This is a genomic window from Desulfovibrio sp., assembly GCF_018379785.1.
Taxonomy (GTDB): domain Bacteria; phylum Desulfobacterota; class Desulfovibrionia; order Desulfovibrionales; family Desulfovibrionaceae; genus Desulfovibrio.
The window spans coordinates 54,852-69,934 of sequence record NZ_JAGZUV010000008.1 but is presented as its reverse complement, the minus strand read 5'-3'; the positions used below and the strand labels follow the sequence as shown (position 1 = coordinate 69,934).

The 15,083-nt window shown below is 64.3% G+C and carries 13 protein-coding genes; 4 read left to right on the top strand and 9 right to left on the bottom strand.

The annotated features are described in order from the left end of the window. Positions 1-160: 160 nt before the first annotated feature. The 3 genes from KH208_RS02910 to KH208_RS02900 form a co-directional block, all read right to left on the bottom strand. Positions 161-1,393, bottom strand: coding sequence for a glycosyltransferase family 2 protein (locus KH208_RS02910; protein ID WP_291433693.1), 1,233 nt, complete (start codon positions 1,391-1,393; stop codon positions 161-163). 18 nt (positions 1,394-1,411) lie between these two features. Next, positions 1,412-2,965 carry a cobyrinate a,c-diamide synthase gene (locus KH208_RS02905; RefSeq protein ID WP_291433692.1) on the bottom strand — a complete coding sequence of 518 codons (1,554 nt, stop codon included), beginning with the start codon at positions 2,963-2,965 and terminating at the stop codon, positions 1,412-1,414. 140 nt (positions 2,966-3,105) lie between these two features. After that, the gene (locus KH208_RS02900) at positions 3,106-4,383 is read right to left on the bottom strand and encodes an IMP cyclohydrolase (protein ID WP_291433690.1); all 1,278 of its coding nucleotides are present in this window, start codon (positions 4,381-4,383) and stop codon (positions 3,106-3,108) included. Positions 4,384-4,780: 397 nt separating this feature from the next. Here KH208_RS02900 and KH208_RS02895 point away from each other — a divergent pair, with 397 nt between their 5' ends. The 3 genes from KH208_RS02895 to KH208_RS02885 all read left to right on the top strand — a co-directional run bounded on the left by KH208_RS02895 (position 4,781) and on the right by KH208_RS02885 (position 7,735). Beyond that, positions 4,781-5,218, top strand: a complete 438-nt coding sequence (locus KH208_RS02895) for a hypothetical protein (RefSeq protein ID WP_291433688.1) — start codon at positions 4,781-4,783, stop codon at positions 5,216-5,218. 304 nt (positions 5,219-5,522) lie between these two features. Continuing rightward, positions 5,523-6,800 (top strand): adenylosuccinate synthase, encoded by a 1,278-nt coding sequence (locus KH208_RS02890; protein ID WP_291433686.1) that lies wholly within the window; start codon positions 5,523-5,525, stop codon positions 6,798-6,800. Between the two features lie 20 nt (positions 6,801-6,820). Then, positions 6,821-7,735 carry a DNA polymerase III subunit delta' gene (locus KH208_RS02885; protein WP_291433684.1) on the top strand — a complete coding sequence of 305 codons (915 nt, stop codon included), beginning with the start codon at positions 6,821-6,823 and terminating at the stop codon, positions 7,733-7,735. Between the two features lie 25 nt (positions 7,736-7,760). Here the strand turns inward: KH208_RS02885 and KH208_RS02880 are convergent, their stop codons facing one another. The 4 genes from KH208_RS02880 to KH208_RS02865 all read right to left on the bottom strand — a co-directional run bounded on the left by KH208_RS02880 (position 7,761) and on the right by KH208_RS02865 (position 11,033). Next, positions 7,761-8,345, bottom strand: a complete 585-nt coding sequence (locus KH208_RS02880; protein ID WP_291433681.1) for a GNAT family N-acetyltransferase — start codon at positions 8,343-8,345, stop codon at positions 7,761-7,763. Between the two features lie 119 nt (positions 8,346-8,464). Continuing rightward, positions 8,465-9,646, bottom strand: a complete 1,182-nt coding sequence (locus tag KH208_RS02875) for an MFS transporter (protein ID WP_291433679.1) — start codon at positions 9,644-9,646, stop codon at positions 8,465-8,467. Between the two features lie 142 nt (positions 9,647-9,788). Further along, on the bottom strand, positions 9,789-10,274 hold the full coding sequence (locus KH208_RS02870; RefSeq protein WP_009303129.1) for a hypothetical protein: 486 nt from the start codon (positions 10,272-10,274) through the stop codon (positions 9,789-9,791). A 324-nt stretch (positions 10,275-10,598) separates the two neighbouring features. Further along, positions 10,599-11,033 (bottom strand): glycosyl transferase, encoded by a 435-nt coding sequence (locus KH208_RS02865; protein ID WP_291433674.1) that lies wholly within the window; start codon positions 11,031-11,033, stop codon positions 10,599-10,601. Between the two features lie 399 nt (positions 11,034-11,432). On the opposite strand from KH208_RS02865, the gene asnS reads away from it, so the two are divergent. Next, the gene (gene asnS, locus KH208_RS02860) at positions 11,433-12,797 is read left to right on the top strand and encodes an asparagine--tRNA ligase (protein ID WP_291433672.1); all 1,365 of its coding nucleotides are present in this window, start codon (positions 11,433-11,435) and stop codon (positions 12,795-12,797) included. Between the two features lie 93 nt (positions 12,798-12,890). Here asnS and ilvD read toward each other — a convergent pair whose 3' ends face one another. Together ilvD and KH208_RS02850 are read right to left on the bottom strand one after the other, a co-directional pair. Continuing rightward, entirely contained in the window at positions 12,891-14,573 is a 1,683-nt protein-coding gene (ilvD, locus tag KH208_RS02855; protein WP_291433670.1) for a dihydroxy-acid dehydratase, read from the bottom strand. Continuing rightward, positions 14,546-14,854: a hypothetical protein gene (locus tag KH208_RS02850; protein WP_291433669.1), complete on the bottom strand. Its 309-nt coding sequence runs from the start codon at positions 14,852-14,854 to the stop codon at positions 14,546-14,548. Before KH208_RS02850 ends, ilvD begins: the two co-directional genes overlap by 28 nt. Positions 14,855-15,083 lie beyond the last annotated feature (229 nt).

Genomic DNA, 15,083 nt, shown 5'->3' with positions numbered 1-15,083 from the left:
TCCAGGGGTAAGCCAAAGCGACAAAGGCTCTGGGCTTGAACAAAGTGAAAGCCGGCGCCTTTAGACGCTCGCCGGTAACAAGCCCTTATAGGGCTGGAGCAAACCACCCGCTATGCGGGTGGTTTTGATTGGCATTGGAGCATTTCAAATCTGAAAGGCTCTAATTCCGGATTTTGCCGTAATCCAGCAGCCAGGCGTTAAGCAAATCGGCCAGGACCGTGTCACCGTCGGCATAGGCCTTGCGCCGGGCCGCCTGAACAAGGGCGCGACGCGACGCGCTGTCTTCCCCGGCGTCCCTGCCCTCTTCCAGGCCGCGCATGAATTCCGCCAGCTGTTCCTGCAGACCCTCTTTCCGCAACAGGCGCAGCAAGCGGCTCTGCACATCCGGCGAAGAAAAAAGGGAAAGGGCGCGTATGCCCGCCCGCAGGGCTTCAGATCCCCGGCCCTGGGCCTCCAACTGGTCCATGAGCCGGAGCCAGCCCCCGCGCCAGAGCGGTTCCCGTTCCAACTGCGCGGCATAGGCCGCCGCGTCGAATGCGGCACCGGCAAAGGCCGCGTTCAGTTCCCGCTCCCGTACCTCGGGCAGGCCCAGTCGGCAGGAAAGCATGGGCCCGATGTGCAGCTCATAGCCGTCCATCCGGGCCAGACGGTGCATATCCGCCGTCAGATTCTGGCGCCAACGCTGATAAAAGAGCTTGCCGTTCTGCAGATCATGCTCAAAACGGCCCGGCGTCTGGCTGGTGTGGTGATATAACACGCTTTCCCCGATCACGGCCAGGCGGAGGCCCTGCCGCCGTACGGCAAAACAGAGATCCACATCTTCACAACCGTTGCGGTAGCCTTCAAAAAAGCCGCCGCAGGCCTCAAATACCTGCCGCCGCAGCATCAGGGCCGCGCCGGTAATGGCCTGCAGGGGGCGCTTTTTCCGTAGTACGGGATGGTTGCCGGGAAAATGCTCGTAAATATGGCTGACTTTGCAGAAAGGTGAAAAACTGATGCCGCAATGCTGCGCCGTGCCGTCGGGATAAAGCAGCAACGGCCCGGCCGCGCCCAGGCGGGCATTCTCAAAAGCCGCGCGCAGCGGCGGCAGCCAGCCGGCCGTGCAGGTGGTGTCGTTATTCAGAAAAAAGAGCAGTTCGCCCGCGGCGGCGCGCGCGCCCAGATTGCAGGCTTTGGCGAAACCCAGGTTTTCCGGCAGACGCAACGCCTTGAAGCCCGCGCCCCAGAGGCTTTGCCCCAGAGGCTCAAGCTCACCGACCGTGGCGTCCGTGGAGCCGTTATCCACCACCAGCACTTCCAGATCCTGACCGGCGGAGTGCGTCGCCAGGGAACGCAGACAGGCCGCCGTCATCTGCCAGAGATTCCAGACCGGGATGATTACGGAAACACGCATGCCGCCTCCCTTACTCGCTCAGACCCCGCCGTTCCGCTCCTCGCGGAAGCGTCGGGCGGCGGCCACGAAATTATCCGCCCAGCACGGCACGGCTGGTGCGAAAATATGGGTATAAGCGGCCCAGACCCGTGCCCGCGTCAGGCCGTCGCGGGCCATGCCCTCGATATGGCCCATCCCCTTGCCCCGCGTGAGCTCCAGAGCGCAGGAAGGCGCCGGGCCTTCCCACCGGCAGCGCGAATAGTGAAATTCATGCCCGCGCAGGCTCAGGCCCAGCGGGAAAAAAGGATTTTCCGCCCGCACCGTGCCCTGTACGTAGCCCAGGCCCTGGGGCTTGGCGCAAAAGCGGGCCGTCGCCGGAAAGACGTTGCTCATGGGCCAGAGCCTGCCCTCCCGCTCTATGCCCCGGGCCAGCAGCATGAAGCCGCCGCATTCCGCATAAATGGGCAGGCCCTCCCGGGCCAGGCGGGCCAGCAGGGGCAAGCGCGGCGAGCGGCTCAACTCCGGCGCGCAGTCTTCGGGAAAACCGCCGCCCAGGTACAGGCCGTCCAGCCCCTCCCAGGGATCAGGGCCGGAGTTCTCGCCGCCGTCCAGGAGGGAAAGACGGACCAGCTCCGCGCCCGCGCGGGTCAGCGCCTCCAGATTTTCCTGATAGTAAAACCAGAGCGCCGCATCACGCACATACCCGATGCGCGGCGGCGGAAGAAGGCTGGTCATAGCATCGCCGCGATCCCTGGGCGCGGAGAGAATCTCCACGCCGTTTTCGGCGTCTTCTCCTTCCACGGGTTCTTCCCCGCCCAAGGGAGAAACATCCCGTGCCGCCGCCAGCACGGCCGGAAGATCAAGGTGCGCGCGCACCAGGGCGGCCAGATCGTCCAGACGGCATTCCGCGTCCACGGCCAGGGAATCCCCGCGGCAGGCAATGCCCATATGCCGTTCAGGCAGGGGATTTTCCGCCAGGCGCGGCAGCGTACCCAGCACGGGCACGTCCGTGTAGGTTTCCAGGACGCGGCGCAGCACGCTTTCATGACGGGCCGAGCCCACCTGATTGAGCACCACGCCGCAAAAGCGGAGGCCCTCTTCAAAATGGAGCATGCCCTGGACCAGAGCCGCCGCCGTGCGGGTCATCTTGGTGCAGTCCAGGCTGAGCAGGATGGGACAGTCCAGAGCGCGGGCCAGTTCAGCCGTGGAGCAGGAACCCTCCACGTCCAGGCCGTCGAACAGGCCCCGGTTGCCTTCCACCAGACCCAGCACCTTTGGCGGGCCTGTTTCGACCGGATCGCCACGGAGCAGCGCCTCCATGGCCTGGATAAAAAGCGCGCGCAGCCGCGCGGGCGGCAGAAAGTAGGGGTCCAGATTGGTGGCGGGCCGCCCGGCGGCCAGGGCCAGCCAGGCCGCGTCAATATAATCCGGCCCCTTCTTGAAGGGCTTGACCGCCACCCCGGCGGCGGATGCCGCCCGCGCCAGCCCCAGGGAAAGCAGGGTCTTGCCGCCCCCGCCGGACAGCGCGGACACGCAGAGCCGGGGGAAAGCCGCTTGGGGTGGCGCTGTGCTGAAGGAGGTGGGAAGCGGCATACGACTCCTTATTCCCGGCATGGAAATTTTTTGTCGCTGGCAAGAAAGGCAAGCGGCCCGGCGCGGGCGCGTAGCCGTCTACGTAACCAAGCCGGGCCGCGACGCCTGACGCCGCCAGCGGCAAAAAGGTTCCATGCCGCCTAATGTTTGAAGGAGCGCTGCCCCGTAAACACCATCGCCACCTGCGGCCGCGCCTGGTTGCAGGCCATGATCACCTCGGCGTCGCGCAATGAGCCGCCGGGCTGGGCAATGGCCGACACGCCCTGGGCCACGGCGGCGTCCACGCCGTCGCGGAAGGGGAAAAAGCCGTCGGAAACCAGACGCGAACCGAGCAGCCCGCCGCGCGCCTCGCGCGTGCGCAGGCCGATGTCGGTCAGCGTGTCGTTCAGGGCGGCGTCGCTCGCGGCCTTCTGTTTGAGCTCGTAGAGCGAAAGGCCCAGTTCCTTGAAGGCAAGAGTGTCGGCGTACTTGGTGTAGGCCTTGTGCACGGCCAGTTCCACGCAGCCCACGCGGTCCTGCTCGCCGGTGCCGATGGCCAGGGTGGCCCCGTCACGGGCGAAAATCACGGAATTGGAGGTCACGCCCGCTTCCACGGCCCAGGCGAAGCGCAGGTCGGCCAGTTCGGCCTTGTCCGGCGCGCGCGTCGCCACCTCAAGGCCTTCCTTGGTGGAAGCCGTGGCGGGCAGGAAGTCGGCGTCCGTGAGGATGCGGTTCACAAAGGATTTCTGCACAATGACGCCGCCGTCGGCCAGACTCTTGATATCCAGGAAGGCCGAGCGGGTCAGCTCGTCCAAGCGGCCCAGGCCGGGCAATTCCATGATGCGCAGGTTCTTGCGGCGCTTGAGAATCTCCACCGCGCCGTCTTCGAAAGCGGGCGCGGCCACCACTTCGAAATAATTGGCCGCCACCATTTCAGCGGCCTCGCGGCTGAAGGGCCGGTTGACCACCACCGCGCCGCCGAAAGCCGCGATGCGGTCGCACCAGAAGGCCCGCTCCAGAGCGACGGCCACGCCGTCGTCGGCCCAGGCCGCGCCGCAGGGATTGTTGTGCTTGAGAATCACGGCCGCCGGACGTTCGGCGAGGTATTGCAGAATGTTGGCCCCGTTGTCCACGTCGGTGAGGTTGGTCTTGCCTGGATGCTTTCCGGCCTGGATCATCTGGGCTTCGGTAAGGGCGGAAACAATGCCGTTGCCCGGCCCGCGCCAAGTCAGGCCGCCGCAGGTCAGGGAACCCCGCTTCAGGGCATAGAGCGCGGCGGGCTGATCGGGATTTTCGCCGTAGCGCAGGCCTTTTTCTTCCTGGTCCAGGGTCCAGACGCGTTTTTCATAGACGAGTTTCTCCTCGCCCAGGATGATGGTCATGGTTTCGGGAAAAGCGTCCTTGCGGACAGTGCTGTACATGGCCTTGAGATCCGACATGCTGCCTCCGATGTTGTCGCCGGTCGCGGAAGCGCCTGCATAGCACAAAAAGCCTCCAGGGGCCAGAGCCGCCTTTCCGGCCGGGGCGGGCGCGTTGACGAACCGGGCGCAACAACATACATAACAACCCGGTAGGAAACGGGCCGTGGGGCCCGGCGCGGCGGCAAGGGCGCCGTGAGCACAGCGAAAACCGCGTTTTTTGCTGTGCGATCTTCACGTCGAACCGACAGGTGAGGCGGACATCTCACGAAGACCGGGCGACCGAAAAGGTGACGGCGCGGGAAGGCGCTTTTTCGCGGGAGTCGGCGAGAGCACGCTCTTGCCGGCGGTGCCGGGAAAGGGTCATACGGCCTTTTTCATCAGTCTGACACTGTCACCACACTGCCCAGGAGGTCACATGGAAAAGCTGCTCGCCCGGCTGGCACAACAACTGGACGCCATTGATGAAGCTTCGCTCATGTCGCTGTGGAGCAAATACGCCACGACCGCCAGCCGCTTCGAGCCCACCAAGCGCTGGGAGGAAGCGACCCTGATCTTTTCGCTGATCCAGGCCAAGCGCTGGAAGAATCAGCTTTTCAACTACTACTGGTCGCAGCAGAGCCGCCCCGGCGCGCAGGACCAGATTGAGGCCCCTGAAAGCCTTGCGCCGGACTTCGGATTGGAGTCCGCCGAAGTCCCCGCCGCCGGGCAAACAGGCGGACAGGGCGACCTGGGCGGCCGGCCCGCGCGGCGCTGCCGGGTTCTGGCGTTTCACCCCGCGCCCGGCGACGGTGCCGCCGAGTCTTCCACCCCAACCGCCCCTGCGGACTCCGGCAAGCCGGGCACGGACGACTAGCGCCGCGTCAAACGACACCAGCCCCTCCCGGGAAATACTTTGTCCGTTCCAGCGTCTTTTCCGCGTCCGGAGATAGCCAGCGCGAACAGCAAAAGTCTGCGGGCGGCAGTCGGACTGACGCCGCCACCGCCATTTGACTTGCCTTGCCATCCGGGATAGGTATCATTACGGTTTTGCGTGTTGTGTCCGCCCTTGCGCGGACGCCTGCGAGCGGCCCGGCCTTTCAGCGTCGACCCGCTCTCGCCGCACGTGACGCCCATTTTACAACCAGACCGCCGCAGGCGGATTCCAGGCAGGTGAAACAATGGCGAACACGGTCATCATCGGCGCGCAGTGGGGCGACGAGGGCAAGGGCAAGATTGTGGACATGCTCAGCGCCCGGAGCCAGGTCATTGTCCGCTTTCAGGGCGGCAACAACGCCGGGCACACCATCAAGGTCAAGGGCGAGGAAACCATTCTGCACCTCATCCCTTCCGGCATCCTGCACGACGGCAAAATCTGTCTGATCGGCAACGGCGTGGTACTGGACCCGGCGGTCTTTCTCAGCGAGGTGGACCATCTGGCGGCCCGCAGCATTGACGTGGCTCCCACGCGCCTGGGCATCAGCAAAAAGACCCATCTGATCATGCCCTACCACAAAAGCCTGGACAAAGCCCGCGAAGCCAAGCGCGCCGGGCACAAGATCGGCACCACGGGCCGGGGCATCGGCCCCTGCTACGAGGACAAGGCCGCCCGCGTGGGCCTGCGCGCCGGGGATTTGGCCGATCCCGGCCTGGTGCGCGAAAAAGTGCGCCACGCCCTGCTGGAAAAAAACGTCCTGCTGCGCGATCTCTACAAATTCGAGCCCCTGGACGAAAACGCGGTCTGCGACGAACTGCTGGGCCTGGCCCCGCGCCTGCTGCCCTATCTCACGGATGTGGACGCCCGCATCCATGAGACCATGCTGGCAGGACAGAACGTGCTCTTCGAGGGCGCCCAGGGCATCCATCTGGACATCGACCACGGCACCTACCCCTTTGTGACCTCCTCCAACACCGTGGCGGGCAACGCGGCGGCGGGCAGCGGCGTGGCACCCGGTACGCTGAACCGCATCGTGGGCATCGTCAAGGCCTACACCACCCGCGTGGGTTCCGGACCCTTCCCCACCGAACTGCTGGACGACACCGGCAGCTACCTGCGCACCAAGGGACATGAATTCGGGGCCACCACGGGCCGCCCCCGCCGTTGCGGCTGGCTGGACGCCGTGGTGCTGCGCGAAACCGTGCGCCTCAACGGCCTCACGGATATCGCGCTGACCAAGCTGGACGTGCTCCAGAATCTGCCCGCCCTGCAGATCTGCGTGGCCTACGAGCTGGACGGCAAGCGCCTGGAATACCTGCCGCAGGAAGAAGGCGCGCTGGGCCGGGTGACGCCCGTGTATGAGGAACTGCCCGGCTTTGAGGACGACATTTCCGAATGTACCGCGTTTGAGGAATTGCCGGGCACTGTGCAGGGCTATATCCGGCGTATTGAGGAACTCAGCGGCGTGAAGGTCTCCATGATTTCCGTAGGCGCGGACCGCCGCCAGACCATCGTGCGCTGAACCCGCGCCGCGCGGCAGCCATGAACGCAAGCCTGCTCCCCGCTGTGGCGGACCCGGACTTTGACCGCCTCAAGGCCGTGCTGGACCGGCTGGGCCAAGCCCCGCCCCAGGTTCTGCTGCTGGAAGGCGGCAGCGAGGAGCAGCGCCTGGATCTGGCCCGCTACTGGGCCTTGCGCTGCAACTGCCCTCAGGCCCTGCGCGGCGAAAGCGGCGCGCCCTGTCTGGCCTGCCCGGTCTGCCTGCAGATCGCCTCGGGCGAATATCTGGATCTGGCGGCCTATGACGGCCGCATCAGCAACCGCGAGGATGAGGAAAATCCCGGTCTGGTGCGGGCTTTCAACATGCAGCGGGTGCGCGAGCTGAAAAGCCGTCTGCGCGACGCGCCCCACGGTCAGGGCCGCCGGGTGGTCCTGCTCATGGGTCTGAGCCTGAACCGCGACGAAGCGGCCAACGCTCTGCTCAAAGCCCTGGAAGAACCCTCGCCCACCACTGTTTTCGTGCTCCTGGCCCCGCAGCGTGAACAGCTCCTGCCCACCCTGGTTTCCCGTTCCTTCTGCCTGACTCTGCCCTGGCCGGACAGCCGGGCGCGGGACGCGGCTCTGGCCCCCTGGGAAGAGGCTCTGGCCGTCTTTCTGCGCGACGGGCAGGGCTTTCTGGACAAGGTTTCAGCCCGTGGAGCCATGGACGCGGCCCTAGCGGGCCGCCTGCTCCTGGCCGGGCAAAAATCCCTGAGCCGCGTATTGGCCGACGAGGCCGAGAGCCCGCTGGACACGGCCCTGGCCGATCTGGACGCGCGCGGCCGGGCCGTATGCTGCCGCTGGCTGGCCGAAGCCCAGGATATGCTCCAGTACGGCGTCACTCCGGCCCGCGTGCTGGAGGCCCTGGCCGCGCGGCTCTTCGTGCTGCGCCGGGACGCCGTGCCCCGGAACCGCTAAGCGGCCACACCCCGGCCGACCCCCGTCAAACATCCTGTTCCACAAAACGGACAGACGCATTGTCCCAGTATTTTCTGAAAATCCGCTCATCTCTTCCGTCCAGGTTCACCTGCCACATGCGGAAAATGACCAGGATGTCCTTGGGCTGCCGGCGCTCGCGATAGGAGTAACAATAGGTCATGCCGATCTTTTTCATAACCGCGCCGCTGGCGGAGTTATTCACGTCATGCGTGGCCGTGGCATAAGGCGTCCCCTCCCGACGCAGTTCCTCCAGCACGGCCCGGCAGGCTTCCGTCATGAAGCCCCGGCCCCAGAACTCCCGCCGCAGGGCGTAGCCAAGATCATGACTTGCATCCGCGGCCACCCGCACATAGCTTACGGGCGTGCCTGCGGATTTCGGGCAGACGGCCCAACAGCGCGCCGCCGCCCCTCTCCATGCACTGCCCGCGCACAGAAGAGCGGCCGCTTCCTCTGGTCGCTCCAGTGGAAACATGGGCAGAAAGACGTTGGTTTCCCTGTCGCTCATAATCCGGAACAGCGCGGGGCCGTCGTCCGCCGCAAAATCCCTCAGGACAGGGCGCTCTGTTTCAAGAATCGGCACGTCAGGCATGAGTTCCTCTCCCGGACGGCGCGCCGCCGGTCCGGGCCGGGGCCGCGCAACGTCCACATCTATGTTTCATCTATGAGAATATATGCGCAATTGACGCATTCCCTGCGTGAACGGTTCCGTTACGAGAAACGCCGCGCCAGCCGCAGCCAGCCCAGAAAGGCCGCCCCGGCCACCAGGCAGGAGATGCTGCCCGCGGCGGTCACCGGCCCGCTCCAGAACGGCAGGGAACAGAGCAGCATGGACAGGCTGCCGCAGAGCAGGGCTCCGCTGTTGATGAGCGAGGTCACCGCGCCGTTGTCCCCCCGCACGCATTGCATCAGCAGCACCGTGGACGGCGGCCGGATGGCGCTGCCGCAAAAACTCACCGGCACATAGAGCAGCGCGAAATGCCACGGCCCCGCGTTGCCGAAGAGCAGGAGCAGGCCCCCGGCCACGCAGACCAGCAGCAGATGGACGGCAATAACAAGGCCGCGCCGCCAATGCCGGAAAAAGCGCATGTGCAGCAGCGGCCCCAGCAGGCTCATGCCCGCGTTGAAAGCGAAAAACCAGCTGTATTCCTGGGCGGACAGGCCGAACCGGGTCTGGAAGACATAGGACGAGACCGCCAGATAGGCCATGAAAGGCATGCTCATGGCTGAAAAGAGCAGCAGGGGCGCGCCGAAGCCCGGCGTACGCAGAACCACGAAAATCCGCCCCAGGGCCTTGAAGACGGAACCCTGGGTGGCCCTGGCCCTGGTTTCCCTCAGGGCCAGGCCTCCGGCCAGAGCCAGAAGCCCGCAGCCGGCCAGACACCAGAAGATGCCGCGCCAGTCGGTGAGCAACAGCAGGCCGCCGCCCGCCACAGGGGCCAGCATGGGGGCCAGGATGGTCACGGTCTGAATCCAGGTGACCACTTTTTCCATGGCCGCCCCCCGCAGAATGTCCTTGACCACGGCCAGGGACATGGAGCTGACGGCGCCGCTGCTCACGGCCTGGAGGCCGCGCCAGAACAGCAAGGGGCCGATGGAACCGGCCAGGGCGATACCCACGCTGGACAGGACATAGAACACGCCGCCGGCGAGCAGCACCGGCCTGCGGCCGTATTTGTCGCTGAGCGGGCCCCAGGCCAGCATGGACAGGGCAAAGAGCAGCAGAAAACCGCTCACCGTGAGGCTGGTCAGGCTGTAGGTGGTGTTCAGGGCCTCGGCCATGTGCGGCAGGGCGGGCAGATACATATCCGTGGAAAGCGGAGCAAAGGCGCTCAGAAACGCCAGATAGGCGATCAGCCGCCGGTTGCCCCACGCGAACACGCTCCTGGACATAGCCTTCCTTGCAGACAGCATTGCTATTTTTCGGGCCGGCGCGGTCCGGCGCCGGACAAAGCGGACAAAAAAGCTCCCCGCCACGAGGGGAGCTTTTTGCGATGCAGGTTTCAGGAAAACCGGCGGTAAAAAACCGCGCGGCTTATTTCCACAAATTGCCGTACTTGGCCGCAATAGCGTCGGTGCGCTCCACCAGCTTGTCCACTTTGGCGTCAAGGTCGTCGTAATTGATCGTGCCCACTTCCCGCGCGAGCAAATAGCCGAGATAGCCCTTGCCCTGGCTGAAGACCCAGCACACGCTGTAGACCGATCCCACATTGGGGCGGTCCTTGAATTCCGGGGCCGTACTCAGCAAAAGGCGCAACTCTGGCGCGTCCTTTTCTTCATCGGCATTGAGCGTGAACAGATTGCTCTGGTTGAAACGCTCCTTGAGCTTGGTGCTCAGGCGCGCGCCGATGCTGTCGTCGCCCTCGATCTGCACGCTGATCAAGGTGACGCGGTCCACGCCTTTTTCCGGCTTGTCCTGGACGGGTTTGCCCGCCTGAGGCGCGGCGGGCGTGGCCGCCAAGGCCGTGCCCGCAAGAGCCAGAACGCAGATGAAGGCCAAGGCACCGAACAATTTTTTCATATGGTTTTTCCTCAGTACAACAGAAATTATGACCAGCCGCCGTTGACCATGCCCCAGGCAGAGATGGGCGGCATATGCTCATGCGAACCAATTCTATACAATCTTTAGAAAAAGGCCAAGAGGGATGGACGCTCCGGACAGAGGCGACTAAGATATCATAATTTATATATTATTTAAAATAGTTACATGCACAACTACTTGTAAGGCCGCTCCGCGCCAGCGTTGGGCAAAGTCACTCTGCCAACGAGCGGAAAGCAGATTGACGCTGCGCAAGGCCCGCGAAACGGGCCTTGCGGTCACGCTGAAGGGCCTGAGGTTTTCAGCTTAAGTTTCCACGAGTTCAACAGTGCTGTACACATCCTGGATCTTGAAAAGCAGATCCCCGATGCGCTGTAATTCGCGCGCCAGAATATGAATCACGAAGCCGTCCACTTTGGCGGCCTCATCCATCAATTCCAAGAGGGAGGCAAAGCCCATGACCGAGGAAGAGGCCATGGAAACCAGTTCCCGCAGCCCTTCCGCGTTCTGTTCCTCCAACAGCTCTTTTTCGCCACGCAACGCCAAGGGGGAAAAGCGATAAGAGCGGATTTCCTCTCGGGGCCGGTCGTCGCCTTCATCGTCGGGGGAAGGAGATTCCCGTGGGGCGGGGGAGCTGAGCAGGGCCTGGGCCGCATTCTGGAGCATGGCCGCCAGAGCGATGGGGGCAGGTGGGGCGGGCCGGGCCTGTGAACGCTGACGGCTCGGGGAAGAACTGGGCATACGATGCCTTCAAGGATTTTTTTGATGGGCCTTCAATATGAAAAGCTCCGGGTGCTCAAAACCGTCCTTGGAACGGCGGGCATATTTCCGGCAAGCCGGTATTGCATTAGCCCACACCCGGAAGAGATGACAGAGAATGCGCCAGAAGAAAGGCGCAAAAAAAGCCATGCTTTCGGGACGGCGGGCCGCCAAGGAATAAAGATGTTTTGAAGCACCTGTGAAAGGCAGGGCAACACATTTTTGGGCGGTAGTCAAGGATCCCTTGGGCCTGTCGCAAAGGCGACGTTTTGTGTGGCCCGCGACGGAGGTTTGCCGCGTCCCGCCCTTGAGCCGCGCGCGCGGAAAGGCTACACTGCCAAGGTTCTTCCTGAGCGAAATCCATCCGCAAGGAGCCATCCCATGCAGCGAACCCTGATCATCGACGCCCTCAACGCCGAAAAGGCGCAAAACGCCATTACCATCTGCGGCTGGGTGCGCACCCGCCGCGACGCCAAGGGCTTTTCCTTTGTGGAGATCAACGACGGCTCCTGCCTCGCCAACATGCAGTGCATTGTGGACGAAGGTACCGAGGCCCACGCGGCTCTGGGCGAAGCCAATACCGGCGCGGCCCTGGCCGTGGTCGGCGAGCTGGTGCCCTCGCCGGGCAAGGGCCAGACATGGGAAGTGCGGGCCAAAAGCGTGACGGTCTTCGGCCTGGCCGATCCGGAAGCCTTCCCGCTTCAGAAAAAGCGCCATTCCGACGAATTTCTGCGCGGCATCGCGCACTTGCGCGCGCGCACCAACAAATACGGGGCCGCCTTCCGCATCCGCTCCGAAGCCGGACGCGCCGTGCACGACTTTTTCCACGGGCGGCGCTTCGCCTGGGTGCACACCCCGGTGCTCACCGGCTCGGACTGCGAGGGCGCGGGCGAAATGTTCCGCGTGACCACCCTCGCGCCGGGCGAGAAGAGCGCGGACGGCGACTTTTTCAACCGCCCGTGCAATCTCACCGTGTCCGGCCAGCTGGAGGCAGAAGCCCTGGCTCTGGGCCTGGGGCGCGTCTACACCTTCGGGCCCACCTTCCGGGCCGAAAATTCCAACACTCCGCGCCATGCCGCCGAATTCTGGATGATCGAGCCGGAAATGGCCTTCGCGGACCTCACCGACCTCATGGAACTGGGCGAAAGCCTCACCCGCCACGTCATCGAACATGTGCTGGCGCACTGCGAGGCGGACGTGAAGCTCTTCGACAACTTCGTGGACAAGGGCCTTCTGGAACGCCTGCAAGGCATGCTGCGCCAGCCCTTCGCCCGCGTGCCCTATGCCGAGGCCATCCGGATTCTGGAGGACAGCGGCAAGGAATTCGCCTTTCCCGTGACCTTCGGCGTGGACCTGCAAACCGAGCACGAGCGTTATCTGGCCGAGGAGCATTTTCAGCGGCCGGTCATCGTTTACGACTATCCCAAAGAAATCAAAGCGTTCTACATGCGGGCCAACGACGACAATGAGACCGTGGCGGCCATGGACATGCTGGTGCCGCGCATCGGCGAGCTTATCGGCGGCTCCCAGCGCGAGGAGCGCCTGGACCGGCTGGAAGCCCGCATCCGCGAGCTGGGCCAGAATCCCGAGGATTACTGGTGGTATCTGGACCTGCGCCGCTTCGGCAGCGTGCCGCACGCGGGCTTCGGCCTGGGCTTCGAGCGCCTGCTGATGCTGCTCACGGGCATCACCAATATCCGCGACGTGATTCCCTTCCCGCGTACGCCGGGCAATCTGGAATTTTAGCGTCAGCCCAATATGCCGTACAATGCAGTCCGCCCGCCTCATGGACGACCATAAGGCGGGCGGAAGGCAAAAAGGCCATTACCCGGCGTTTCCTTAAATATCCTTGTAGCGGCCGCCGTTGGCCGCCGAGCTGACCAGATAGGCGTAGCGCCGCAGCACCGGATAAGGGCAGTCCTTTTGGGGCCGGACCAGTCCGGCGCGGCGTTTTTCCAGTTCAGCCTCTTCCACCAGCAGATCCAGCTTACGGCCCGGAATGTCGATGCGGATCATATCGCCCTCGCGCACCAGGGCGATGATCCCGCCGTCGGCGGCTTCCGGCGAGATGTGGCCGATGGCCGCGCCGTTGGTGCCGCCGGAAAAGCGGCCGTCCGTGAGCAGGGCCACGTCCTTGCCCAGGCCCATGCCGGTGATGGCGGCGGTGGGCGAAAGCATTTCGCGCATGCCCGGCCCGCCGCGCGGGCCTTCATAGCGGATCACCACGCCGTCGCCGGGCCGGATCTTGCCGTCCAGAATGGCCTGCATGGCATCCTCTTCGGATTCGAACACCCGGGCGCGCACGTCGCGGCGCATCATTTCCGGAGCCACGGCCGACTGCTTGACCACCGCGCCGCCGGGCGCGAGGCTGCCGCGCAGAATGGCGATGCCGCCCTGTTTGGAATAGGCCTGGCCGATGGGATGGATCACGTCCGGATCCTCAATGCGGGCATTAAGCGCCTTGAGGTTCTCACCCACGGTTTTGCCGGTGACGGTCAGACAGTCCTTATGGATCAGCCCCAGCTTGTCCAGTTCGCTCATGACCGCCGGGATGCCCCCGGCATTGTCCAGATCGACCATGAAATGCTTGCCCGCCGGGGAAAGTTTGCAGAGATTGGGGCTCTTGCGGCTGACCTCGTCGAAAACTTCCAGGCCCATGTCCAGGCCCGCCTCGCCGAACACGGCGGGCAGATGCAGCACCGTATTGGTGGAGCAGCCCAGGGCCATGTCCACGGCCACGGCATTGGCCACGGATTCGGGGGTGACGATGTCCAGCGGACGGATATTGTTCTTGAGCAGATCCATGACCCGCATGCCCGCGGTTTTGGCCAGGCGCACGCGCGCCGCGCTCACCGCCGGGATGGTGCCGTTGCCGGGCAGGGCTACGCCGATGGTTTCGGCCAGGCAGTTCATGGAGTTGGCCGTGAACATGCCCGCGCAGGCCCCGCAGCCGGGACAGGCCCGCTCGGCCATGCGCTCCAGCTCGTCCTCGCTCAGAGTGCCGCTGCGCACCCGGCCCACGGCCTCGAAGACCGTGATCAGGTCGCCGCGCGTGTGCGGCCCGAGATTGCCGGGCAGCATGGGCCCGCCGGAAACCAGCACCGAGGGCAGGTTCAGGCGCATCATGGCCATGAGCATGCCGGGCACGCATTTGTCGCAGTTGGGGATGAAGACCAGGGCATCAAAGGCGTGGCCCCTGGCCATGATTTCAATGGAATCCGCGATGAATTCGCGCGACGGCAGGGAAAAACGCATGCCCTCGTGGTTCATGGCGATGCCGTCGCACACGGCAATGGCCGGAAACTCCAGGGGCGTGCCGCCGGCCATGCGCACACCGGCCTTGACGGCCGAGGCCAGGGCATCCAAATGCATGTGGCCGGGCACCACCTCGCTGGCGGCGTTGACCACGCCCACCAGGGGGCGTTCCATTTCCTCCCTGGTCAGCCCCAGGGCGTAGAGCAGGGAACGGTGCGGGGCTTTTTCCAGCCCGCTCTTCATCTTTTTGCTGCGAGCATCATCCATGGCGGCAATCCTTTGAGGTAAAAAACAACACGACCCGGCGCGATCTCGGCATGCCGGGCAACGGATTTGTCATACGGCAAAAGTCCGCGCCCGTAAACACGCGCGGCGCGCGGGCCCAAGGCAGACGCATCTAATTCCAGGTTTTGCGGGTCTCTTATTTGCCGTGATGATCCGTCAAACCCAGCCTTTTGTGTGCTGGCTGCGTCATCCGGCGCTTTTTGCTGCTCATGTACTTGAGTACACTCCGCGCAAAAAGTGCCATTTTCCTTGCCAGCACGCAAAAATCTTGCTTCAGCCGTTGCGACGCAGGAAGCTACGGATTTTAGGATTCTCCCGGCACCAGCCATCCGCCTGCGCTTCGCTCCGGCGGAGCAAAGGTGACTTCGCCTCTTTTTTGTTCGTTCCCCAATCTATCAGGAATAAGACTTATTAGATGCGTCTGCCCGCCGCGCGGGCCGTCATAGCGGATCACCACGCCGTCGCCGGGCCGGATTGCCGCCCGCATCCACC

Bases quoted from the DNA above. Each gene is read 5' to 3' on its own strand.
- KH208_RS02865 (WP_291433674.1), bottom strand. From the start codon at position 11,033: ATGCCCAGTTCTTCCCCGAGCCGTCAGCGTTCACAGGCCCGGCCCGCC.
- KH208_RS02875 (WP_291433679.1), bottom strand. From the start codon at position 9,646: ATGTCCAGGAGCGTGTTCGCGTGGGGCAACCGGCGGCTGATCGCCTAT.
- KH208_RS02905 (WP_291433692.1), bottom strand. From the start codon at position 2,965: ATGCCGCTTCCCACCTCCTTCAGCACAGCGCCACCCCAAGCGGCTTTC.
- KH208_RS02910 (WP_291433693.1), bottom strand. From the start codon at position 1,393: ATGCGTGTTTCCGTAATCATCCCGGTCTGGAATCTCTGGCAGATGACG.
- KH208_RS02890 (WP_291433686.1), top strand. From the start codon at position 5,523: ATGGCGAACACGGTCATCATCGGCGCGCAGTGGGGCGACGAGGGCAAG.
- asnS (WP_291433672.1), top strand. From the start codon at position 11,433: ATGCAGCGAACCCTGATCATCGACGCCCTCAACGCCGAAAAGGCGCAA.
- KH208_RS02895 (WP_291433688.1), top strand. From the start codon at position 4,781: ATGGAAAAGCTGCTCGCCCGGCTGGCACAACAACTGGACGCCATTGAT.
- KH208_RS02900 (WP_291433690.1), bottom strand. From the start codon at position 4,383: ATGTCGGATCTCAAGGCCATGTACAGCACTGTCCGCAAGGACGCTTTT.
- KH208_RS02880 (WP_291433681.1), bottom strand. From the start codon at position 8,345: ATGCCTGACGTGCCGATTCTTGAAACAGAGCGCCCTGTCCTGAGGGAT.
- KH208_RS02870 (WP_009303129.1), bottom strand. From the start codon at position 10,274: ATGAAAAAATTGTTCGGTGCCTTGGCCTTCATCTGCGTTCTGGCTCTT.
- ilvD (WP_291433670.1), bottom strand. From the start codon at position 14,573: ATGGATGATGCTCGCAGCAAAAAGATGAAGAGCGGGCTGGAAAAAGCC.
- KH208_RS02885 (WP_291433684.1), top strand. From the start codon at position 6,821: ATGAACGCAAGCCTGCTCCCCGCTGTGGCGGACCCGGACTTTGACCGC.